We start from the raw sequence: 20,809 nt of genomic DNA on the forward strand, positions 1-20,809 counted from the left end.
GGTTGTTAAGGGCTGCGCTTTTCAGGGCTTCGGGGCGGCGCGTTTGCGGGGTTTCTTTGTTGGGGTGAGGGCGGTGACTTCGCTTTCGACCCAGCCGTCGTCGAGGCGGGTTTTCAGGGTGTCGCCGGTCTTGAGTTGGGTGGTTTTTTTGATGACTTCGCCGTCGGCGGCGGTGGTGACGCTGAAGCCGCGGGCGAGGGTGGCCAGCGGGCTGACGCCGTCGAGTTGGGCGGTGAGGTTGCCGAAGCGCTGTTTGCTGGCGTTGAGCTGCTGGGTCAGGGCCTGCTGCAGGCGGTGCTGCCACTGCTGGAGGTGCTGGCGGGCGCGCTCTAAGCGCAGTTCGGGGCGGATGGCGCTGAGGCGCTGTTGGGCGCGTTCCTGCTGGCGGCTGGCCTGGCGCAGGCGCAGCTGCACGGCGTCGTCCAGGCGGCGCTGTAGCTTGATCAGCGCGGTTTGCTGGCGGGCGAGGCGCAGCTGGGGGTGCTGCTGCTGTAAACGGTGCTGCAGGCGGCTGAAGCTGCGCTGCTGCTGGGCGAGGTAGTAATCCATCGCCATTTCCAGCCGCTGCTGTTGTGACTGCAGCTGGCGTGTCAGTTCCAGCTGGTTGCGGCTGACCAGTTCGGCGGCGGCCGAGGGGGTGGGCGCGCGCAGGTCGGCGACAAAGTCGGCGATGGTGACGTCGGTTTCGTGGCCGACGGCACTGACGATCGGGATGCGGCTGGCGAAGATGGCGCGCGCGACGCGTTCGTCGTTGAAGCTCCACAGGTCTTCCAGCGAGCCGCCGCCGCGGCCGACGATCAGGACGTCGCACTCGTTGCGGGCGTTAGCCAGTTCAATGGCCCGTACGATGCCTGAGGGCGCTTCTGCGCCCTGTACCTGGGTCGGGTAGATCACCACCGGCAGCGACGGGTCGCGGCGCTGCAGCACGTGCAGCACGTCGTGCAGTGCAGCACCGGTGGGGGATGTGATGACGCCCACCCGGCGTGCCGGGGTGGGCAGCGGCTGTTTGTGAGCCTGTTCGAACAGGCCTTCGGCGGTGAGGCGTTGTTTCAGCTGTTCAAACTGCTGCTGTAACAGGCCGTCGCCGGCGGGCTGCATGCTTTCGGCAATCAGCTGGTAGTCGCCGCGCGGTTCGTACAGGGTGATGGTGGCGCGCACCAGCACCTGCTGACCGTTTTGCGGGCGGAAGGTGACGCGGCGGTTGCTGTTGCGGAACATCGCACAGCGCACCTGGGCACCGTCATCCTTCAGCGTGAAGTACCAGTGGCCGGAAGAGGGCTGCGAGAAATTTGAGATCTCAGCGCTGAGCCACACCTGGCCCATTTCCATCTCCAGCAGCTTGCGCACCGTGGTGTTGAGACGGCTGACGGTAAAAATATTGGCGGTTGGCGGTAGCGACATTGTGATGAAGATCAAATTTCAAATCAGAGGGTTAATCAACCGATACTACATGCCCCAGCGGAGGGATCAAGAGTTTTTCGTAAAAAGTACTGGAGGCAATCGATTACGGCCTGTATAATGCCGCGGCAATATTTTACAAGTTCTCATTCACCCTGAGGTTGAGATATTGCCATGCTAAGAATCATCAAAGAAGCCCTGACTTTCGACGACGTCCTGCTCGTTCCTGCTCACTCGACCGTTCTGCCAAACACGGCTGACCTCAGCACCCAGCTTACCAAAACCATTCGCCTGAACATCCCTATGCTCTCCGCAGCGATGGATACCGTGACCGAAGCCAATCTGGCGATCGCACTGGCGCAGGAAGGCGGTCTGGGCTTTATTCACAAGAATATGTCCATTGAACGCCAGGCCGAAGAAGTGCGTAAGGTGAAAAAACACGAGAGCGGCGTCGTCACCGATCCGCAGACCGTGCTGCCAACCACCCCGCTGAGCGACGTGAAAGCGCTGACCGAGCAGAATGGCTTTGCCGGCTACCCGGTGGTCAACGGCGAGAACGAGCTGGTCGGTATCATCACCGGCCGTGACGTGCGCTTCGTGACCGACCTCAGCCTGCCGGTTTCCGCGGTGATGACGCCGAAAGAGCGTCTGGTTACCGTGAAAGAGGGCGAAGCCCGCGACGTGGTGCTGCACCGCATGCACGAAAAACGCGTTGAGAAAGCGCTGGTGGTGGACGACAGCTTCCATCTGCTGGGCATGATCACCGTGAAAGACTTCCAGAAAGCCGAGCGTAAGCCTAACGCCTGTAAAGATGAGCAGGGTCGTCTGCGCGTCGGTGCAGCCGTCGGTGCCGGTGCCGGTAACGAAGAGCGCGTGGACGCGCTGGTTGCCGCCGGCGTTGACGTGCTGCTGATCGACTCCTCACACGGCCACTCTGAAGGCGTGCTGCAGCGCATCCGCGCCACCCGTGCTAAATATCCTGACCTGCAGATCGTGGGCGGCAACGTGGCCACCGGTGCCGGCGCACGTGCGCTGGCCGACGCGGGCGTCAGCGCGGTGAAAGTGGGTATCGGCCCTGGCTCAATCTGTACCACCCGTATCGTGACCGGCGTGGGCGTACCGCAGATCTCTGCCGTTTCTGACGCGGTCGAAGCGCTGGAAGGCACCGGTATTCCGGTTATCGCCGACGGCGGTATCCGCTTCTCCGGCGACATCGCCAAAGCCATCGCGGCCGGTGCCGCAGCGGTGATGGTCGGTTCTATGCTGGCGGGTACCGAAGAGTCCCCGGGTGAGATCGAACTCTACCAGGGCCGCTCGTTCAAATCATACCGTGGTATGGGTTCTCTGGGCGCGATGTCGAAAGGCTCCTCCGACCGTTACTTCCAGACCGATAACGCCGCAGACAAGCTGGTGCCGGAAGGCATTGAAGGCCGCGTTGCCTACAAAGGCCGCCTGAAAGAGATCGTTCACCAGCAGATGGGCGGCCTGCGCTCCTGTATGGGTCTGACCGGCTGTGGTACCATCGACGAACTGCGCACCAAAGCGGAATTTGTACGTATCAGCGGTGCCGGCATTCAGGAGAGCCACGTCCACGACGTGACCATCACCAAAGAGTCGCCGAACTACCGCATGGGTTCCTGATAACCCCTGATTTCCCCGCCCGGCTCAGCCGGGCGTTTTACATCCCATTTTGTTTACATCGCCCTGGAATAGCCTAATGACGACGGAAAATATCCATAAACACCGCATCCTGATCCTCGATTTCGGTTCACAGTATACTCAGCTGGTCGCGCGCCGCGTGCGCGAACTGGGCGTGTACTGTGAACTGTGGGCGTGGGACGTCACCGAAGAGCAGATCCGCGGTTTCAACCCGAACGGCATCATCCTCTCCGGCGGCCCGGAAAGCACCACCGAACACAACAGCCCGCGTGCTCCTGAGTACGTGTTCAACGCCGGCGTGCCGGTGCTGGGCGTCTGCTACGGCATGCAGACCATGGCGATGCAGCTGGGCGGCGCGGTAGAGGGCTCGAACGAGCGTGAATTTGGTTACGCTCAGGTGGAAGTGAAGACCCAGAGCGCGCTGATCCGCGATATCGAAGACGCCATCAGCGCCGACGGCAATTCGCTGCTCGACGTGTGGATGAGCCACGGCGATAAAGTCACCGCCATCCCGGCTGACTTCGTTACCGTTGCCAGCACCGATACCTGCCCGTTTGCCATTATGGCCAACGAGGAAAAACGCTTCTACGGCGTGCAGTTCCACCCGGAAGTGACCCACACCCGTCAGGGCCAGCGTCTGCTGGAGCGCTTCGTGCGCGATATCTGCCAGTGTGAAGCGCTGTGGACCCCGGCCAAAATCATCGAAGACGCGGTCGAGCGCCTGCGTGAGCAGGTTGGCGAAGATAAAGTGATCCTCGGCCTCTCCGGCGGCGTGGACTCCTCCGTGACCGCGATGCTGCTGCACCGCGCCATCGGCGACCGTCTGACCTGCGTATTCGTTGATAACGGCCTGCTGCGCCTGAACGAAGCCGAGCAGGTCATGGAGATGTTCGGTAACCACTTCGGCCTGAATATCGTCCACGTTAACGCGGAAAACCGCTTCCTTGAGCAGATGGCCGGCGAGAACGATCCGGAAGCCAAGCGTAAAATCATCGGCCGCGTGTTCGTGGAAGTGTTCGACGAAGAAGCCACCAAGCTGCAGGATGTGAAGTGGCTGGCGCAGGGCACCATCTACCCGGACGTGATTGAATCTGCCGCCTCTGCCACCGGCAAAGCGCACGTGATCAAATCGCACCACAACGTGGGTGGCCTGCCGAAAGAGATGAAGCTGGGCCTGGTTGAGCCGCTGAAAGAGCTGTTCAAAGACGAAGTGCGCAAAATCGGCCTTGAGCTGGGCCTGCCGCACGCGATGCTGTTCCGTCACCCGTTCCCGGGCCCGGGCCTTGGCGTCCGCGTACTGGGCGAAGTGAAGAAAGAGTACTGTGATCTGCTGCGCCGCGCCGATGCGATCTTCATCGAAGAGCTGCACAAAGCCGACCTGTACAACAAGGTCAGCCAGGCCTTCACCGTATTCCTGCCGGTACGCTCCGTTGGCGTAATGGGCGATGGCCGCAAGTACGACTGGGTGGTTTCCCTGCGTGCGGTCGAGACCATCGACTTTATGACCGCGCACTGGGCGCACCTGCCGTACGACTTCCTCGGCCGCGTCTCCAACCGCATCATCAACGAAGTGAACGGCATCTCCCGCGTGGTTTATGATATTTCCGGTAAACCACCGGCGACGATTGAGTGGGAGTGATCCTGCTGCTGGAGTGATCGGCATAAAAATTGAAAAAAAATATTCCTAAGCCCGTTTAAAAACGGGCTTTTTAATCCTTTGAATTTCCTGCCATGTAGTGAGTTTTTTAACACCAAATTTTATAGTGTTTATTTTTCGGCGGGCTGTACAGCATCTCTTGTATCATGTTTTTTTGTGGCTGCTGGTAATGTATCTGTCTTGACATTGAATTTAATATATACAGGGTCTGGAAGATGGATAAAGGGCTTGCTACTTTAATTTCTGATTTTCAAAAATCCGTCCTCGATGCTGTGGTTTTTATGCAGCGATCTGGTATCAATATGCCTTCAAGTGTGGCTGAATGGATTGAATCTGATTTTTATTATAATAGAAATCTTGATGATGGGATTACTTTTTTTAAGCATGGGGCTGGGTGTACAGTTGGCCTCATTTCCGGAGAAGTCGATTTTGACTTCGGCAAAGACGGAGCAATTGGTGGGTTTGATTCGTGGCGATTGATACGATTTGCAGGGAATGAAATTGCCAAATATGGTTTCAATAGTACAGAATCTTTGATGATTAGTTTCAAGGCAGCTTTGAATGAAGGAGCATTGGTACATTCAGAACCCTGTCTGTTTTATTTAGTAAATGCTCCAAGAGTTTATGCTGCTGATATAGATTATCGATTTCCTGGAGATATGCTTCCAATAAATAATAAAGATATAATTCTGACATTGAGCACTCACCATTTTACCATTGCAAACTTGATGTTTAAAAGCTACCAGAAAATGAATGATAAATTCGATAGTAAAGGTTATGTGAGTATCAATGACGAGGTTAACTTTCGGTCATATGCCTCGTCATGGCTAGGTTTTTTAGCCGTGGTGTGTGAAGGGTTTAAAAAATCGAATGTAAGGGTTCTGCTTGAAAAGCATCGACCTGATAATTTTAAAAGGCTTATTCCAATTGCTGATGAATTAGGTAAAGCAATGAAGAAGAATTACGATGCTTTGAGAATGCTGAGGAATAATATATTTCACCTGCGAGAAAACCTCAAAGCAGTGCGTGACTTCTTTTTATTTGAAGATGAGCGGGTTTTATGGGCGCTGGACTTGCATAAGTCTTTTGAACATTTCTTTTCAAAATATCGTGTGTTTTGTGAGGTGCACTATATTCTTAACAAACGTAAAGCAGAGAGCGAATTAGGTCGAAGAAAAAAACGTAACGTGAAAAAACCAAGATGATCTAAATAGCTGTTCGTAATAATGGCCCTGCTGATGCTGGACCGGGGAGACAGCGTCAGCGAGGTTGCCTGAACGCTCTGCTGCGCCCGTTCATCCGTGGGGCGCTGGATAAACTGGTTCACTCTTTATGGTACCTATGGCCTGAAATCGCTGCCACCCGGGCGCGTCCGCCGCTGGCTTCCCTGGGCCGATCTGGTCTGGCGAAGAGCTGGCCCGACGCTCAGGATCTGTGATCCGCATTAAAGAAGAAAAAATGGCCACTATCCACGCAACTCTTGCACAGTGCAGCCAGAAAAACCCGGTGTTTTACGAAGATGAAGTGGATATCCTCCTCAATCCAAGAATCGGCGCAGACTGGCAGCCGTGAGGGCGGCCGCTCCCGCTAACGCCGGTCGAATGGCTGACAGACAACGGTTCGGCGTATCGTGCCCATTAGACGCGTGCGCTCGCGAGGATGCTGGGTCTGGAGCCGCGGACAACGGCTGTTCGCAGCCCGGAAAGCAACGGCATAGCAGAGAGCTTCGTAAAGACAATCAAGCGTGACTACATCAGCGTAATGCCAAAGCCGGAAAGTGAAACGGCGGTACAGAATCTGTCGATAGCGTTCAGTCATTGCAATGAGCACCATCCCCACAGTGCGCTGGGATATCGTTCGCTGTGGGAGTTTATACGCAGGAAATTATCTCAACCCTGAGAAGGAAAAACGTCTGAATATATAGGGTCAAATCCATGTCCCTCGCCTTACCCACACGACAATCCCCCTCAAATCACGACGCCACCTTCCCGCGAGGATCGTCAATATGCTGTTTCGCCACGTCGTAGCGGATACCTTCGCGGTGCAGAATGCGCACGTTTTTTACCACGATCGCCAGCGCCTTAAGGAAGCTGTCTGAGCGTTCGTGGCGTTCGTAGGCGTCACTATCTGCCCAGCCTTCGGAGAGATGGAAGGCATCCGTATTCACCAGATCCTGCGAAAAGGCATAAAAGACGCAGCCTGGCAGTTGTTGCGCGGCCTGCATTTCAGGCGTTACGGCATCGATAAAGGTCTGGCGGTCATCCGGGTGTACGCGATAGTAAGCACTGACAATAATGGCTGTCGGTTGGGTTTTATCGTGATCGCCGGCCGGCGAGATAAGTGTGTCGGAGGTGATAGTGTTCATAATTTTTCCCTGTGATTCAGTGAAAGAAAGCGATGGCTGACGGTAATCGCGCCAGTCGGTTCTCGGTCTGGTGCGGTGTTCAGTGTTGTGGCTCGCCGGAGAACGCCCGCCACGCCGCCAGCGTATCCAGCGACTCGCGCAACAGGGTGATTTTGCCCTGCTGTGCGACCAGGCGACCTGCGTAGGTCTGTTTATAGATGCGGTCGGTGCCGGCGATGGCGGCTTCAACGCTGTATTCGCCAAACGCCTGGGTAGGGGTATCGATTAAGAACTGGATATTGCGGAAGCGGAAATCAGGCACTTTCTGTAGCAGGCCGGCAATAAATGCCGCGATCGCCTGTGGCCCCTGCGCCCGGTGCGGCAGGCCCAGCGTCTGCAGGTAGGGCAGTTCCAGCACGCCGTCGTCGGCGAACAGGGCCGCGGCAAGTTGCGGGGTCTGGACAGCATCCAGGTAGTTCTGAAGTAACTGCACGGCGGTTTTCATGATGTTCTGCTCCCGGAATCGTGATGGTCAGGCCGTTACTACGGCGTAAGACCACCTTAAATCACTTCCGGAATCGCTAAAACAGCAATGAATGAAAGTCATCATTGCATAAATGTAATGCTGCTTTCGGTGGTAAATGTACCCGCCGCTCACTCACTCACTCACTCACTCACTCACTCACTCACTCACTCACTCACTCACTCACTCACTCACTCACTCACTCACTCACTCACTCACTACGATGCCAGTGAGCTTCCCTCAGATGCTGCGCAAAAAAGTCCGACAGCACTCTGACCTTCAGCGGTCGGCTTCGCGCGGTGGGGGTGACAAAGTACAGCCCGCCCCGCGTCATTGACCACTCATCCAGCAGCCGCACCAGGCGGCCGTCGCGCAGGTATTCGGCGGCGATAAAGTCCGGCAGCTCAGCGATACCCAGCCCGTCCAGCAGTACGGGGAGCAGAGCATCCGAGTTGGTGACCCGCAGCGGTCCGTTGGGCACGATATCCTCCTGCGCACCGCTGGTGTGGGTAAAGCGCCATACCTGGCTGCGCGCCCGCCAGGCATAGCTGAAACAGGGCAGCCCTGAGAGCGCCCGCGGGTGGTCAGGGGCGCCGTGGCGGGCAATCCAGGTGGGGGCGGCAACCAGATACTGCGTCACCGGGCACAGGCGGCGTGCCACCAGCGAGGAGTCCGGCAGCGCTGCAATACGCAGCGCCGCATCAAAGCCTTCGGCTATCAGATCGACTGAATGGTCAGAGAGGTGCAGATCGACGCTCAGCTCCGGAAACTGACGGATCAGCTCAGGCATCAGCGGAGCCACCCAGCGCAGCCCGAATGACATGGGAACGGCGAGGCGTACCTGGCCGCGCGGCTGCACCGAGAGCTCATGGGCCTCGCTCTCTATCGCTTCCGCCTGGCGGTAAATGTCGGCGGCTTTCGCCGCCATGCTGTGGCCGAATTCGGTCAACGCCAGCTGGCGCGAGGTGCGGTTGAACAGCCGCCCGCCCAGCCGTTCTTCCAGGCGCGCAACGGCACGCGATACGGTCGGTACGGAGACGCCCATCGCTCTGGCCGCAGCGGCAAATGACCCCTCTTCAGCCACCTTGGCAAACATCGCCAGCCCTTCAAAATCAGGAAATTTTGCCATTTCAAATCTGCAATGATGAGTTTTAATTCATTCTATTTTGAAATCATCTGTTCGTCGATATGCTTGTTTCATCGCCAGCAGCATCCGGTTTGCCAGTGATGTTAACCATAATGCGGAACGGTGGCGCAACCGCGATGACCCGTGTGAAACCGGGTTGGAAAAGACAGATGACACATCAACCATTTATGTTGAGGAAAAAGACCATGAGTAAAAAATTAGCAGGAAAAATCGCGCTGGTAACCGGGGGAAGTTCAGGTATTGGTCTGGCATCCGCGCAGGAGCTGGCTGAGCAGGGGGCCAGAGTCTTTATTACCGGTCGCCGCCAGCAGGAGCTGGATACGGCAGTAGCGACAATCGGCCCGGCGGCCAGCGGTATTCAGGCGGATGCTGCGGTATTAGCCGACCTCGACAGGGTTTTCGCGACCATTGCCGGCGAGTCTGGGCACCTTGATATCCTGTATGTGAATGCCGGCGGTGGCGATATGATGGCGCTGGATGCGATTACGGAAGAGCATTTCGATCGTATCTTCGGCACCAACGTGCGCGGGCTGCTGTTTACGGTACAGAAGGCGTTGCCGCTGCTGAAACAGGGCTCGTCAGTCATCCTGACCGGCTCAACGGCTGCCGTCAAAGGCACGGCCAGTTTCAGCGTTTACAGTGCCAGCAAGGCAGCAGTCAGAAACTTTGCCCGTTCGTGGGCGCTGGATCTGAAGGATCGCGGCATCCGGGTCAATGTGGTGAGCCCTGGCCCGATTCGTACCCCAGGCCTGGGTGGGCTGGTGCCGGAGGAGCACCGTCAGGGGCTGTTTGACAGCCTGGCCACCGGGGTGCCGCTGGCGCGGATCGGTGAGCCCGAAGAGGTCGCTAAGGCCGTGGCTTTCCTGGCTTCAGACGATGCCAGTTTTATTAATGCCACCGAGCTGTATGTGGATGGCGGGCTGGCGCAGATCTGACCGGTTCAGATTTCAGATACAGCGGTACTGTTTTCATGCGGGCATCAGAGGCTTTTTAACGTTATCTCCCTGCTGAGGGGGAGATGTTAGGGATAATCTGATGCCAGGCACCTGGCAACCCTACCTTGCACATTAGCCTGTATGCGAACCTGTTAGCTTTTTAAGCGACTTATACCTTCACCAGCCTTCCCCCGCAGCAGCAACTCCAGCGCCGTGAAGGATGTTTAACTAAGCCATCTTCTATTAAAGAAGCTTTTAATATGGTGTGGCATAGTTAAAGCAGGCTTTAATAACATCCCCAGACATCAAAGGATTTTTAAATGAAGCGCGCATCCGGTCACTTTATCAAAACCGTCAGTATAGTAGGGCCAAATCCATATGGATTTCCGGCGGAATGATCAGACTGATTTAGTCGCTTGTAAGGATCGGTGAGCCGGAAGAAGTGGCTAAAGCCGTGTTTATCCCTGCAAGTTTTTTCGTCCTCTTACTCCTTCGCCAGCATCCCTTTTAACAGCAGCTCCAGCGCCCCCAGTCCCTTCTCCAGCCGCGTATCGCCATCCTCTTCCCCGGCTATCCACACCGCCGCTTCTGCCAGACTGCCGTAGATCAGCGCGGCCAGCGCCTGCGGGTCGGCTTGCGCCACAATGCCTTGCTGCATCATTTCGGCAATCAGCCGCTGCATGGAGTCCAGGCAGTAGCGCTGCGACTCCGGCGTAGCCCCGCCGAGCACCGCACGGGCGTCGCGCAGTACGATGCGCTGGATCTCGGGTTCCAGCGCCATCTCCAGATACGCCCGACAGCGCTGGCGGAAGCCCTGCCAGGGGTCTGCAGCGCTGTCCGAAATCGCCTGCAGGCGGCCATCGACCTCGGCATCAATCTGCTCTACTACCGCCGCCAGCAGCCCCTTTTTATCACCAAAATGATGATACAGCGCACCGCGGGTCAGGCCGGCGTGGGCGGTCAGATCGTCCATCGAGGTGGCGGCATAGCCGTGTTCACAGAAAAAAGTACGGGCGGTGGCCAGCAGGGTGGCGCGGGTCTCTTCCATCTCAGCACGTGTACGGCGAACCATGATTACCTCTTACATACATCTCGTATGATTGTTTACATTCACTGCGTATGATTATAGTCTTAAACATACGCTTTGTATGTATTGTCCTTGCCACCCTCTGTGATGGCAGGCAAAACCAGGGAGAAGAGATGTTCAGAGCCTATCGCGAACTGTTTAGCGCCCCCGGCACCCGTTGGCTGCTGCTGGCCGGGTTGCTGGCGCGCCTGCCGCTGCCGATGACCGGTATCGGTATTATCACGTTGCTGGCCCAGCTGCGCGGCAGCTATACGCTGGCCGGGGCGGTGTCCGCCACCTTTGTGCTGGGCTATGCGCTGCTGTCGCCGCAGGTCGCCCGGCTGGCGGACCGCCATTCACAGCATCGTGTGCTGCCGGTTGCCAGCGCAGTCAGTCTGGCCGGGATGCTGTTGCTGGCGGCGACCACCTGTCTGCAGGCACCGGACGGGCTGCTGTTTGTCGGCGCGCTGCTGGCCGGATTTATGCCCGGTATGTCGGCAATGGTGCGGGCGCGCTGGGCTGCGCTGTATCGCGGCCAGCCGCGCCTGCAGAGCGCGAATTCGCTGGAGACGGTGCTGGATGAGGTGACTTTTATCGCCGGGCCGCCGCTGTCGGTCGGGCTGGCGGTGGCCGCGTTTCCACAGGCGGGGCTACTGGCGGCGGCGCTGCTGCTGGCAGGCGGCACGCTGGCGCTGGTGAGGCTGCGCGCTACGGAACCGCTAACGTCTTCAGCACCGACGGCAGCGGTACGCGGTGGCTCGCCGATTGGTCAGCCGGGCTTGCGCCTGCTGGCGCTGCTGATGATGGCGATGGGCATCATCGTGGGCAGCGTGGACGTGGTGAGCGTCGCCTTCGCAGAGCTGAGCGGGCAACCGGCGGCGGCCAGCCTGGTGCTGTCAGCCTATGCGTTTGGCTCCTGCAGCGCCGGGCTGTTGTTTGGTGCGCTGCGTTTAACCACGCCGCTGCACCGGCAGTTGCTGGTCGGCGGGCTGGCCGTGGCGCTGACGACCCTGCCGCTGTGGCTGGCGGGCAGCATCACCACGCTGACGGGCGCGGTGCTGCTGGCCGGTGTGAGCTTTGCACCGACGATGATTATCGCGATGTCGCTGGTTGAACGGCTGGTCGCGGTGGAGAAGCTTACCGAGGGGATGAGCTGGCTGCTGGCCGGGCTGAATATCGGCGTGGCGCTGGGGGCTGCGGTCTCCGGTCGCCTGGTTGATTATTTCGGCTTGCAGGCCGGATTCAGCGTAGCGATCGGGGCAGGCGCGGCGATCGTGCTGCTGGCGATCGCGGGTTCATATCGGCTGGGCGGCACGCAGCGTTACCGGACTGAACGTAATGCGTGATAACCGGCTTCACCGGCCGGTGCGCACCCTCACGGGCTGAGACCTTTTAGGGAGAAAAACCCGTCTGGCTGCTTATCGGGCATTGCCGGCGGTAGACCTCAGGCTCTGTTTTTCATGGGCTGCTTAGGCTTCCGTGGCCTGGTTATATCATACAAAGGATAACGATAATGCCCCTGATTTCCTTATCTGTCGCGCGCCGCCCCTGGCTGGCGGTGGCTGCCGTGGCGCTGTCCACGTTCTCCGTCGTAACCACCGAAATGCTGCCGGTGGGACTGCTCACCCCCATCGCAGAGAGCCTGCAGACCTCCGTGGGGACGGCAGCGTTGACGATGTCACTGCCTGCACTGCTGGCGGCTCTCTTTGCGCCCTGCGTGGTGCTGGCTGCCGGCGATATTGACCGGCGAACACTCCTCGGCGGGCTGCTGTTACTGCTGGTGGTTGCCAATCTTGCCTCGGCCCTGGCGCCGGGAATCGGCTGGTTGCTGGCAGCCCGCGTGCTGGTTGGCTTCTGCATTGGCGGGATCTGGGCCATTGCCGGCGGGCTGGCCGCAAGGCTGGTGGCAGCACCTCACGTCGGGCTGGCAACATCACTGATCTTTGGCGGCGTGGCTGCCGCATCAGTGCTCGGTATTCCTCTTGGCGCGCTGATTGGCGAAATTGCAGGCTGGCGCTGGGCATTTGCCGTTATGGCGCTGTTCAGCGCGCTGGTGCTGATACTGCAGCAGGCATCGCTGCCGTCGCTGCCGGCGATAACGTCCGTTACCCTGCGCCAGTTGGCCGGGCTGGCACGCCGGCCCGCTTTACAGGGCGGGCTGCTGTTAACGCTGCTGCTGGTGGCCGGTCATTTTATGGCCTTCACCTTTGTGCGCCCGCTGCTGGTTTCCTGGTCGGGCTTTGACGCGCGCTGGGTCAGCAGCCTGCTGTTCGCCTATGGCATCGCCGGTATCGCTGGAAACTTTATCGCAGGAACCCTTGCCGCGCGGCGTGCGCTACCGGTGCTGCTGGCAATAGCGACCGGACTGCTGCTGACGCCGTTGCTGTGGCTTAGCGTAGGCGGATCGCCGGTTGCAGGCGGCGCGGTGCTGATGCTGTGGGGCCTGGCTTACGGTGGCGTCTCGGTCGGGCTGATGACGTGGATCGTCAAAACGGCACCCGACGGAGTGGAGATTGCCGCAGCGCTCTACGTCGGGGTGTTTAACATCGGGATTGCGCTCGGAGCCTGGGCAGGTGGGGAGGTGCTGAACGCCAGCGGATTGTCCGGCGTTCTCGGTCTGTCAGCCATCTGTGCGCTGGCGGCGCTGCTGCTGGCGTCATTTATCACGGTTAGCAGGCTGCGCCGTCATTCATCCCTGACCCGCAGTAAATCGTTTCCGGTAGAATAAGCGCTCGGGCACACTCTTCCGCCAGTCAGCGCTGGTGATGGTGACTAATGCGTCGCCTTGACCAGCGTATCGCTAATCCACTGGTTGACGCTTTTGCCTGACAGTTCGGCGGCGGCGTTAACCGCCGCATGGATTTCCGGCGGGATGCGCAGGCTGATTTTGCCGCTGGCCGGGCGCTGTGGTTTGATGCCTTGCTCCGCGCAGAAGGCCAGATAGTCATCCACCGCCTCTTCAAATGCGCGGCGCAGATCGGTAACGTTGTCCGCATGGAAGCCGATCACATCGCGAATGCCGACGATATGACCAATCAGGCAGCGATCTTCATCGCTGTACTCAATTCTGGCGGCGTAGCCTCTCCAGGTCATAGTACCCATGGTGTGACTCCAATCGTTTCAAGAAATTTTCTGACGTCGCGTACCTGATAGGGTTTTGCCTCTTTCGCCGGATGCGGCCGGTGAAACGTGGCCACCACGCCTTTGATCATAAAGCGTACACGCGACCCTCTGCCTTCAGACACCTCGGCACCCAGTGCCATCAGTAACGCCTCTACTTTTTGCCACTCCAGCGTGCAGTGGGTGGGTGTGGTAAAAATCACCTCGATAGTCTGTAGGTGTTTGCTGTTAAGAAGGTTCATCTCATCCTCCGTGAATGACAACCCCTCCTTTTGCTATCAAAAAATGATATCACAAGGAGTACGGTAACAGCACTACCGTAGAATGTAAACTCACCGCAAGGCTACGCCATAAAGGCAGGATATTTTGCTTTTGCGGCCTTGCTTCAGGAAAGGGCGGCATGCCTGGCTGCAGGCGGGATAAAGCAGACTGGTGGTTAATTTTTGAGTGCATAATTTCGTAAAATACACGATGCTGGCAGGCTACCTTCGTCCGGGAGTTTTACGATGTTTGCACTGAAAGCGCTTAGCCTTGCCCTGCTGGCCATTATCCTGCTGTCGCTGGCCGCCAGCCTGACCCGGGCGGCGGGCCATCAGCAACAGAGCAGCGAGGGCTGGGCATCGGCGCGGCGCGATTCGTCCGGGCTGGCGCTCGATCCCCAACGCTTTGCTAATCTGGCGATCGTACAGGTGTATGCCGCACCGACCTTTGGCTGGAAAGGCAAGGTGGCGGTGCATCCGTGGATTATCTTTAAGCGCGCCGGGGAAACCCGTTACAGCCGCTATGAGGTGATCAGCTGGGGCAGCGGCGATAAGGTGCGGCTGAACAGCAACCTGCCGGACGGTTACTGGTACGGGGCGCGACCGCGTATTCTGGTCGATCATCGAGGCCCGGCCGCCGAAGCGATGATCCCGGCGATCAAAGCTGCTATTGCCTCCTACCCGTGGCCGCAGACCTATCACGCCTGGCCCGGACCCAACAGCAATACCTTCCTGGCCCATATAGGCCGTGAGGTCCCGTCACTGGAGCTGAACCTGCCGGCGAATGCGCTGGGTAAAGATTACCGCCCGTTGACCCGTCCGGTGGGGTTACCGCCTTCCGGGCGCGGTTTGCAGGTCTCCCTGCTCGGCGTAGCCGGCGTGACGCTGGGCGCGAAGGAGGGAGTCGAGATCAATCTGCTCGGGCTGAACCTCGGCGTCGGTTTTTCCCCGCTGCAGCTGCGTCTGCCGTTTATCGGCGGACTGGGTGACGACAATCGCCAGAACGACTCTTCCCTCTCCTCCGTGAAATAGCCCACCGCCGGGGCCCCGGTTAACGGCCCCTTATTTCTGGAAAATGGACGGCCAGCGATAATGTAAGCCATCCGTGCCGAGCCTCTTGTAATCACTGCCGCGAGTGACAGGATTACCCCTCATGCTTGTATGAAAAAACGTCGCTTTCGGGCTAAAGGGCCGTTGCCGATCCGGTCATCCTTACGGGCACCGTTCCCTCCACTCGGTTAAAGCCAGCGCCCCTCCAACGCGATCGATCTCATCCGTTTAACCCGCCCTGTAAGAGGGGAACGGGAATCAGGGAGGATATGTGCACACTTCTACTTTATCAGCGCAAGAGAACCTCGGGGGGGATGTTTCCACGGCTGAACTGTCCCGCCTGTTGGCCGACATCAGGCTGCGGGCCGAAGAATTTGAACGGCAGAAATTTATCAGCGCGGATGTGATTGAGAAATTCCGCTCGCTCGGGGTTTACCGGGCGTTTGTGCCGAAAAAATATGGCGGGATGGAGATGCCACCCGGCGGGTTCTGCGCCCTGATTGAGCGCATCGCAGCTGCTGACGGCTCCGCCGGCTGGGTGGCGAGCTTCGGTATGAACCCCTTTTACCTCGGTGGATTGCCCCCGGCCGTGCTCGATCGGATCTGGCAGTCCGGCCCTGATGTGGTGTTCGCCGCCGGCCTGTTTCCTTCATGCCCAGCGGCGGTGGAGCCGGGTGGCTTTTGCATCTCCGGACGCTGGAGTTTTGCCAGCGGTTGCATGGGGGCCGATCTGATCGGCGTGGGCATTCAGCCCACCGGTGCGCAGGCCACCGCGCTGCCACGGGTGGCGGTGCTGCCTGCGGCGCAGGTGACCATCGATCCGGTGTGGAACAGCGTCGGGCTGGCCGGTACCGGCAGCCACGACCTGACGCTGGATAACGCCTTTGTACCGGAGGAGTGGACGCTGATCCGCGGCGGGGCACTCAACCTGGAGGGCGTGCTGTATCGCTACCCGGCGCTGTCGCTGGCGACCCAGGTGCTGGCGGTGGTCAGTGCGGGCATTGCCCGCGCCGCGATTGATGAAATCCTGGCGATTGCCGAACGTCAGCGTTCGGTGACCGGCGCGCCGCTGCTGGCCGATCGCCAGTTTGCGCAGATTGCCGTCGCCCGCGCGGAAGCCGGGCTGGCCTCGGCCCGCTGCTGGTTTTACGACGCTATTGAGCAGGTGTGGCAGGTACTGTGTCGGGGCGATGAGCCCGCTTCGCCGCAGGTCAGCGCGCTGCGCCTGTCGTCAACCCATCTGACCCGCACCGCGGCGAAGGTCGCGTCCGCCATGCTGGCGCTTTCCGGAATGGGCGGCATTGCGATGCGCAGCCCGCTGCAGCGCTACGTGCGCGATACGCTGGTGATTACCCAGCATGCGTTTATGGGCGAGCTAACCCTGATCAACGCCGGGCAGATGCTGTTTGGCCGCGCGCCGTTGCCCGGCTATCTGTAAGGAGGAGCGGATGAGCGAGCAATCCTTGCTGATGGAGCGGCTGGCCACGCTGGAAGCCGAAGCGGCGATTCGTCGTCTGGTCAGTGACTATCTGCATCTGTGCGAAAACCTGACCAGCGACGAAGTGGCGCAGGAGGTTGGCCGCCTGTTTACCGCGGATGCGCAGTGGCTGGGCACCGGGCCGCTGTATGCCGCTACGCTGGGCAGCCACTGTGGCCGGCAGGCGATTACCGCCATGATGGCCGGTTACGCCTGCGATCCGCCGCATTTTGTCATTAACGTGCACTTTCTGACCGCTGAATTCATCTCGGTACTGTCGGCAGACAGCGCGGCGGGGCGCTGGAAAATGTGTCAGCTCGCCGCCCTGAGTGATAACAGCGCGTCGGCAAAGGCGGCGGAGCTGTTTATCAATTTTCGTCGGGAGGAGGGCCGCTGGCTGATATCACACTTTTCCACCCGCAATCTGTTTAGCCGCCCGCTGGACTATCTCCATGCTCCGCTGGCCTGAGCCAGTAAGCAAACTGCGGGTAAGACGTCTCCAGGCCAGCGTGGATGTGTTTACGCTGGCCACCATCACAGGAGCCACAATCATGGAACTGATGTTGCACGATAAGACCGCCGCGCCGCCGCTGGCTGAGCGGGTTGAAAGCGATCGCGTACACACTTCGCTGTACACCTCGGGAGCGATCTTTGCCCGCGAGCAGGAGCGGATTTTCCAGCAGACCTGGGTGTGGGTGGGCCACGATAGCGAACTGCCTGAGGCCGGCAGCTTTAAGCGCGCCAGCGTCGGCACCCAGCCGGTGATCGTGGTTCGCGATCGTAACGGGGAAATCCACGTGCTGCTGAACCGCTGCCGTCACCGGGCATCAACGGTCTGCGAGCAGCGGCGCGGTAAAACGCGCAGTTTTGTCTGCCCGTATCACAGCTGGGGCTACGGCCTGGACGGCACGCTGCGCGGTGTGCCGCACCCGGCAGGCTACGGCAACATCCTTAACAAAGCCGGGCTGGGGCTGATTAGTCTGCGGGTGGAGAGCTACGCCGGGATGATTTTCGCCACCTTTAACCATCAGATTGAACCACTGAGTGATTTTCTCGGGGCGGCGAAGAAGTGGATCGATCTGTTTATGAAGCAGGGGGCCGGTTATCCGCTGGAGGCGACCTCTTCTCTGCGTTTTCGTTTTCCGGGCAACTGGAAAATTCAGCTGGAAAATACCACCGACAGCTACCATTTTCCGGTGGTGCATAAATCCTTTCTCAGCTCGGTCGACCGGCAGACCAAAGAGATGCTGGATTTTGTCGGTGGACCCGGCTATGTCGAGTCGCTGGGCAACGGGCACAGCGTGATGGTAATGATCCCCGATCGTATCGATCTCGATCACAACCCCGACCCGGAGATCCCCGAGCGTTTTCTCGATCTGGCTGCTCAGCTGCGCGGGGAAGGGCATGATGAGGCGGCGGTGCGGCGTATTGTGCATGCGGTAGGAGGAAGCGGTTTCAACCTCAATCTGTTCCCTAACGTCGCATGTTCCCTGTCGTTTTTCCGCGTGTTGCAGCCGATATCGGTGTGCGAAACGGAGGTTCACCACGTTGCACTGACCATGAAGGGCGGGCCGGCGTGCGCCAACCAGGTGCGGCTGCGGCTGCATGAACACTTTCAGGGGCCGATGGGTTTCGGCACCACCGACGATGCCGAAGCCTGGGAGCGGGTGCAACAGGGGGCAGAAGCGGAAGAAAGGCTGTGGATCATGCTGAACCGCGGCCTGCCTGGCGAACGGCCAACGGCAGATGGGCTGCGGAGCGACGTCAGCGCGGAAACCGGTATGCGTTGCGCCTACCAGCAGTGGAAAAAAATGATGACGGCGGAGGAAGTATGAGCGAACGGCAGCAGGTTTTATCTGCGGCGATCGGCTTTATAAACGACGAAGCCGATCTGCTGGACCGCGGAGCATTTCACCACTGGCTGGCGCTGTGGCACCCCGAAGGGCTGTACGTGGTGCCGATTGATCCGGCCACCGAGGATTTTGCGAATACGCTTAACTACGCGCTGGATGACCAGCAGATGCGCGAGAAACGCGTTAAGCGTCTGTGCAGCGGCGAGGCGATTTCCGCCACGCCGCAGGCACGTACCATTCGCATCAGCGGGCGGCATCATCTGCTGTCTGCCAGCGAACGGCGCGTTGATCTGCGCTGCGCCCAGTCGCTGTGGGTGCAGCGAAAGGGGCTGACGCATCACACGGTGGCAGATGTCAGCTACCAGCTGGTGCCGCAGGGGGACAGTTTTTTGATCCAGCAGAAGGTGGTAAGGCTGATCAACGCTGAAGACTATCTGCTGGCAATAGGTTACATCCTGTGAGGCCGCCGATGAGTCAGGTGGCGCTGGTGACCGGGGCGGCTTCCGGTCTCGGCGCGCTGATCTGCCGTGCGCTCTGGCGCAGCGGTTATGCTGTTGCATTCGGCGATCTGTCGCTGCAGGCCGCGCAGCAGGCGGCACAGGCGATCGACCCGCAGGGTGAACGCACGCTGGGGCTAAAGCTGGACGTTCGCCGGCCGGAGGATTTTACTGCCGCCATCGGACAGATCACCGCACGTTTTGGCGGGCTGCAGGTGCTGGTCAACAATGCCGCGCTGACGCTGGCTACCCCGGTGATGGAGATTGAAGCTGACGAGTTCGATCGTGTTATTACCACCAACCTGCGCGGCACGTTTCTGGGGTGCCAGCGGGTCGGGCGCTATTTTGCTCAGCAGCGTTACGGACGCATCATTAATCTGGCTTCGCTGGCCGGGCAGAACGGCGGCACGGCTTCGGGGGCGCATTATGCCGCCTCGAAGGGGGGGATCATCACCCTGACCAAGGTGTTTGCCCGCGCGCTCAGCGGCGATGGCGTTACCGTGAATGCCATCGCGCCCGGCCCGCAGGATCTGCCCTCGGTGCGCGCGCTGGTGCCGCCGGAGAACCTGCCGGCGCTGCTGGCGGCTATTCCGGTGCATCAGCTGGGCGATCCGGAATTTGTCGCGCAGATGGTGCTGCTGCTGGCGTCCCCCGCCGCCGCCTCGGTCAGCGGTGCGACCTGGGATGTTAACGGTGGCCTGTTTATGCGCTAGCCAGGAGCCCCGTTCCGGGGCATTCTGGACTGCCTGACTGCCTGACTGCCTGACTGCCTGACTGCCTGACTGCCTGACTGCCTGACTGCCTGACTGCCTGACTGCCTGACTGCCTGACTCAGCGACCGGATACCTGACTAATGCATTTTTCTGTGCGAAACGTCTCGCAATTAACCCTGTTGAGTCTGCAAGACGCTGAGTTTCTCCTCGACCTCTCTCGACATTCCCCTTATACCCTGTGGCACGTCGCCGGTTTCGCGGGCACAGTGAACCATGAAACTCACAGGTTGTCAGTTGACAACCAAAATAATGACCAGCATAATGGAGAACATCATGGCGCGTCATACTCATGCTAATAAGGAAATCGAAGCCGTTCTGAAGTTCGCCGAGCATCAGGGCTGGCGGGTGGTCAGTGGCGGAAGTCACGCCTGGGGGAAAATGTACTGCCCCTGGAATGACGCGCAGTGTCGGTGCGGAGAGTTTTGCATCAGCTGTGTCTGGTCGACGCCAAAGAACGCACACAACCATGCGCAGCAACTGCGGCGGGTGGTGGAGCACTGTAGCCTGTGGCAACAGTTCAGCGGTGAACAGGGGAGAAAACAACCATGGAATACACGTTTACACTGAAATACCAGCTGGCCGACGACGCGGAAGATCGCGATCTGCTGGTGGAACGACTGGCGGTGGCCGGCTGTGATGACGCGCTGATCGGGCTGGGCATTGCCGGGCGCATGGCGCTTGAATTTATGCGTGAAGCATTGTCGGCTGAACAGGCGATAGAGAGCGCCCTGCGCCAGGTTAAGAGCGTGATGCCGTCGGCACGCTTAATTGAAGTGGCACCGGATTATGTCGGCCTGACCGACGTAGCCGATCTGATCGGCGTGTCACGGCAAAATATGCGTAAGCTGATGCTGACCCACTACCAGAGCTTCCCGTTACCGCTGTCGGAAGGCAACGCCAGCCTCTGGCACCTTGCCGACGTACTGGGCTGGCTGGAGCATCGCGGCGGCTACCGCTGGCCGCCCGCCGTACAGGAGACCGCGCAGGTCGCGTTAAACATTAACCTCAGCCAGCAGATCGCCCGTTATCATAACGACGATCGTGAATGAG

21 protein-coding genes and 2 pseudogenes are annotated in these 20,809 nt (G+C 59.3%); 16 read left to right on the forward strand and 7 right to left on the reverse strand.

Annotation, left to right across the window (positions count from 1 at the left end; genetic code table 11):
• Window positions 1–21: 21 nt before the first annotated feature.
• Entirely contained in the window at window positions 22–1,401 is a 1,380-nt protein-coding gene (xseA, locus tag GKQ23_RS07080) for an exodeoxyribonuclease VII large subunit (RefSeq protein ID WP_212411643.1), read from the reverse strand.
• A 171-nt stretch (window positions 1,402–1,572) separates the two neighbouring features.
• Between xseA and guaB the strand changes: the two genes are divergently transcribed.
• The 5 genes and pseudogenes from guaB to GKQ23_RS07105 form a co-directional block, all read left to right on the forward strand.
• Window positions 1,573–3,039, forward strand: a complete 1,467-nt coding sequence (guaB, locus tag GKQ23_RS07085) for an IMP dehydrogenase (protein ID WP_056238944.1) — start codon at window positions 1,573–1,575, stop codon at window positions 3,037–3,039.
• A gap of 76 nt (window positions 3,040–3,115) precedes the next feature.
• The gene (gene guaA, locus GKQ23_RS07090; RefSeq protein WP_056238947.1) at window positions 3,116–4,696 is read left to right on the forward strand and encodes a glutamine-hydrolyzing GMP synthase; all 1,581 of its coding nucleotides are present in this window, start codon (window positions 3,116–3,118) and stop codon (window positions 4,694–4,696) included.
• A 233-nt stretch (window positions 4,697–4,929) separates the two neighbouring features.
• Window positions 4,930–5,919 carry a hypothetical protein gene (locus GKQ23_RS07095; RefSeq protein ID WP_212410134.1) on the forward strand — a complete coding sequence of 330 codons (990 nt, stop codon included), beginning with the start codon at window positions 4,930–4,932 and terminating at the stop codon, window positions 5,917–5,919.
• Window positions 5,920–5,937: 18 nt separating this feature from the next.
• Window positions 5,938–6,280 (forward strand): annotated as a pseudogene (locus GKQ23_RS07100) (helix-turn-helix domain-containing protein); the annotation flags it as partial.
• Between the two features lie 6 nt (window positions 6,281–6,286).
• Window positions 6,287–6,613, forward strand: a pseudogene (locus tag GKQ23_RS07105) (integrase core domain-containing protein); the annotation flags it as partial.
• Between the two features lie 73 nt (window positions 6,614–6,686).
• Here GKQ23_RS07105 and GKQ23_RS07110 read toward each other — a convergent pair.
• The 3 genes from GKQ23_RS07110 to GKQ23_RS07120 form a co-directional block, all read right to left on the reverse strand.
• Window positions 6,687–7,079 (reverse strand): putative quinol monooxygenase, encoded by a 393-nt coding sequence (locus GKQ23_RS07110; RefSeq protein ID WP_212410135.1) that lies wholly within the window; start codon window positions 7,077–7,079, stop codon window positions 6,687–6,689.
• 79 nt (window positions 7,080–7,158) lie between these two features.
• The gene (locus tag GKQ23_RS07115) at window positions 7,159–7,563 is read right to left on the reverse strand and encodes a nuclear transport factor 2 family protein (protein WP_212410136.1); all 405 of its coding nucleotides are present in this window, start codon (window positions 7,561–7,563) and stop codon (window positions 7,159–7,161) included.
• Window positions 7,564–7,792: 229 nt separating this feature from the next.
• On the reverse strand, window positions 7,793–8,710 hold the full coding sequence (locus GKQ23_RS07120; RefSeq protein ID WP_212410137.1) for a LysR family transcriptional regulator: 918 nt from the start codon (window positions 8,708–8,710) through the stop codon (window positions 7,793–7,795).
• A gap of 203 nt (window positions 8,711–8,913) precedes the next feature.
• On the opposite strand from GKQ23_RS07120, the gene GKQ23_RS07125 reads away from it, so the two are divergent.
• Window positions 8,914–9,663, forward strand: a complete 750-nt coding sequence (locus GKQ23_RS07125; RefSeq protein ID WP_212410138.1) for an SDR family NAD(P)-dependent oxidoreductase — start codon at window positions 8,914–8,916, stop codon at window positions 9,661–9,663.
• 484 nt (window positions 9,664–10,147) lie between these two features.
• Here GKQ23_RS07125 and GKQ23_RS07130 read toward each other — a convergent pair whose 3' ends face one another.
• Complete coding sequence (locus GKQ23_RS07130; protein WP_212410139.1) at window positions 10,148–10,735, reverse strand: TetR/AcrR family transcriptional regulator; 588 nt, start codon at window positions 10,733–10,735, stop codon at window positions 10,148–10,150.
• A 128-nt stretch (window positions 10,736–10,863) separates the two neighbouring features.
• On the opposite strand from GKQ23_RS07130, the gene GKQ23_RS07135 reads away from it, so the two are divergent.
• Window positions 10,864–12,075 (forward strand): MFS transporter, encoded by a 1,212-nt coding sequence (locus GKQ23_RS07135; protein ID WP_212410140.1) that lies wholly within the window; start codon window positions 10,864–10,866, stop codon window positions 12,073–12,075.
• Between the two features lie 167 nt (window positions 12,076–12,242).
• Entirely contained in the window at window positions 12,243–13,457 is a 1,215-nt protein-coding gene (locus GKQ23_RS07140; protein WP_212410141.1) for an MFS transporter, read from the forward strand.
• A 44-nt stretch (window positions 13,458–13,501) separates the two neighbouring features.
• On the opposite strand, the gene GKQ23_RS07145 is transcribed toward GKQ23_RS07140, so the two are convergent.
• Window positions 13,502–13,831, reverse strand: a complete 330-nt coding sequence (locus tag GKQ23_RS07145) for a type II toxin-antitoxin system HicB family antitoxin (RefSeq protein WP_101505170.1) — start codon at window positions 13,829–13,831, stop codon at window positions 13,502–13,504.
• A complete protein-coding gene (locus GKQ23_RS07150; RefSeq protein ID WP_212410142.1) occupies window positions 13,819–14,091 on the reverse strand; it encodes a type II toxin-antitoxin system HicA family toxin in 273 nt (90 codons plus the stop codon). The genes GKQ23_RS07145 and GKQ23_RS07150 overlap by 13 nt, the downstream gene beginning before the upstream one ends.
• 264 nt (window positions 14,092–14,355) lie before the next feature.
• On the opposite strand from GKQ23_RS07150, the gene GKQ23_RS07155 reads away from it, so the two are divergent.
• The 8 genes from GKQ23_RS07155 (at window position 14,356) to GKQ23_RS07190 (ending at window position 20,808) form a co-directional block, all read left to right on the forward strand.
• Window positions 14,356–15,141: a DUF3750 domain-containing protein gene (locus GKQ23_RS07155; protein WP_212410143.1), complete on the forward strand. Its 786-nt coding sequence runs from the start codon at window positions 14,356–14,358 to the stop codon at window positions 15,139–15,141.
• A 289-nt stretch (window positions 15,142–15,430) separates the two neighbouring features.
• Window positions 15,431–16,597, forward strand: a complete 1,167-nt coding sequence (locus GKQ23_RS07160) for an acyl-CoA dehydrogenase family protein (protein ID WP_212410144.1) — start codon at window positions 15,431–15,433, stop codon at window positions 16,595–16,597.
• A gap of 10 nt (window positions 16,598–16,607) precedes the next feature.
• Window positions 16,608–17,105, forward strand: coding sequence for a nuclear transport factor 2 family protein (locus tag GKQ23_RS07165; RefSeq protein WP_212410145.1), 498 nt, complete (start codon window positions 16,608–16,610; stop codon window positions 17,103–17,105).
• Window positions 17,106–17,187: 82 nt separating this feature from the next.
• Entirely contained in the window at window positions 17,188–18,471 is a 1,284-nt protein-coding gene (locus GKQ23_RS07170) for a Rieske 2Fe-2S domain-containing protein (RefSeq protein WP_212410146.1), read from the forward strand.
• Complete coding sequence (locus GKQ23_RS07175) at window positions 18,468–18,950, forward strand: aromatic-ring-hydroxylating dioxygenase subunit beta (RefSeq protein ID WP_101505175.1); 483 nt, start codon at window positions 18,468–18,470, stop codon at window positions 18,948–18,950. The genes GKQ23_RS07170 and GKQ23_RS07175 overlap by 4 nt, the downstream gene beginning before the upstream one ends.
• An 8-nt stretch (window positions 18,951–18,958) precedes the next feature.
• A complete protein-coding gene (locus GKQ23_RS07180; protein WP_212410147.1) occupies window positions 18,959–19,699 on the forward strand; it encodes an SDR family NAD(P)-dependent oxidoreductase in 741 nt (246 codons plus the stop codon).
• Window positions 19,700–20,032: 333 nt separating this feature from the next.
• Window positions 20,033–20,326, forward strand: a complete 294-nt coding sequence (locus GKQ23_RS07185; protein WP_212411651.1) for a hypothetical protein — start codon at window positions 20,033–20,035, stop codon at window positions 20,324–20,326.
• Window positions 20,305–20,808 carry an AlpA family transcriptional regulator gene (locus tag GKQ23_RS07190; RefSeq protein ID WP_212410148.1) on the forward strand — a complete coding sequence of 168 codons (504 nt, stop codon included), beginning with the start codon at window positions 20,305–20,307 and terminating at the stop codon, window positions 20,806–20,808. Before GKQ23_RS07185 ends, GKQ23_RS07190 begins: the two co-directional genes overlap by 22 nt.
• The last annotated feature ends 1 nt before the right edge of the window (window position 20,809 follow it).

The sequence above is a fragment of the Erwinia sp. E602 genome (assembly GCF_018141005.1).
Taxonomy (GTDB): domain Bacteria; phylum Pseudomonadota; class Gammaproteobacteria; order Enterobacterales; family Enterobacteriaceae; genus Erwinia.

Bases quoted from the DNA above. Each gene is read 5' to 3' on its own strand.
- xseA (WP_212411643.1), bottom strand. From the start codon at position 1,401: ATGTCGCTACCGCCAACCGCCAATATTTTTACCGTCAGCCGTCTCAAC.
- guaB (WP_056238944.1), top strand. From the start codon at position 1,573: ATGCTAAGAATCATCAAAGAAGCCCTGACTTTCGACGACGTCCTGCTC.
- guaA (WP_056238947.1), top strand. From the start codon at position 3,116: ATGACGACGGAAAATATCCATAAACACCGCATCCTGATCCTCGATTTC.
- GKQ23_RS07095 (WP_212410134.1), top strand. From the start codon at position 4,930: ATGGATAAAGGGCTTGCTACTTTAATTTCTGATTTTCAAAAATCCGTC.
- GKQ23_RS07110 (WP_212410135.1), bottom strand. From the start codon at position 7,079: ATGAACACTATCACCTCCGACACACTTATCTCGCCGGCCGGCGATCAC.
- GKQ23_RS07115 (WP_212410136.1), bottom strand. From the start codon at position 7,563: ATGAAAACCGCCGTGCAGTTACTTCAGAACTACCTGGATGCTGTCCAG.
- GKQ23_RS07120 (WP_212410137.1), bottom strand. From the start codon at position 8,710: ATGGCAAAATTTCCTGATTTTGAAGGGCTGGCGATGTTTGCCAAGGTG.
- GKQ23_RS07125 (WP_212410138.1), top strand. From the start codon at position 8,914: ATGAGTAAAAAATTAGCAGGAAAAATCGCGCTGGTAACCGGGGGAAGT.
- GKQ23_RS07130 (WP_212410139.1), bottom strand. From the start codon at position 10,735: ATGGTTCGCCGTACACGTGCTGAGATGGAAGAGACCCGCGCCACCCTG.
- GKQ23_RS07135 (WP_212410140.1), top strand. From the start codon at position 10,864: ATGTTCAGAGCCTATCGCGAACTGTTTAGCGCCCCCGGCACCCGTTGG.
- GKQ23_RS07140 (WP_212410141.1), top strand. From the start codon at position 12,243: ATGCCCCTGATTTCCTTATCTGTCGCGCGCCGCCCCTGGCTGGCGGTG.
- GKQ23_RS07145 (WP_101505170.1), bottom strand. From the start codon at position 13,831: ATGGGTACTATGACCTGGAGAGGCTACGCCGCCAGAATTGAGTACAGC.
- GKQ23_RS07150 (WP_212410142.1), bottom strand. From the start codon at position 14,091: ATGAACCTTCTTAACAGCAAACACCTACAGACTATCGAGGTGATTTTT.
- GKQ23_RS07155 (WP_212410143.1), top strand. From the start codon at position 14,356: ATGTTTGCACTGAAAGCGCTTAGCCTTGCCCTGCTGGCCATTATCCTG.
- GKQ23_RS07165 (WP_212410145.1), top strand. From the start codon at position 16,608: ATGAGCGAGCAATCCTTGCTGATGGAGCGGCTGGCCACGCTGGAAGCC.
- GKQ23_RS07170 (WP_212410146.1), top strand. From the start codon at position 17,188: ATGGAACTGATGTTGCACGATAAGACCGCCGCGCCGCCGCTGGCTGAG.
- GKQ23_RS07175 (WP_101505175.1), top strand. From the start codon at position 18,468: ATGAGCGAACGGCAGCAGGTTTTATCTGCGGCGATCGGCTTTATAAAC.
- GKQ23_RS07180 (WP_212410147.1), top strand. From the start codon at position 18,959: ATGAGTCAGGTGGCGCTGGTGACCGGGGCGGCTTCCGGTCTCGGCGCG.
- GKQ23_RS07185 (WP_212411651.1), top strand. From the start codon at position 20,033: ATGGCGCGTCATACTCATGCTAATAAGGAAATCGAAGCCGTTCTGAAG.
- GKQ23_RS07190 (WP_212410148.1), top strand. From the start codon at position 20,305: ATGGAATACACGTTTACACTGAAATACCAGCTGGCCGACGACGCGGAA.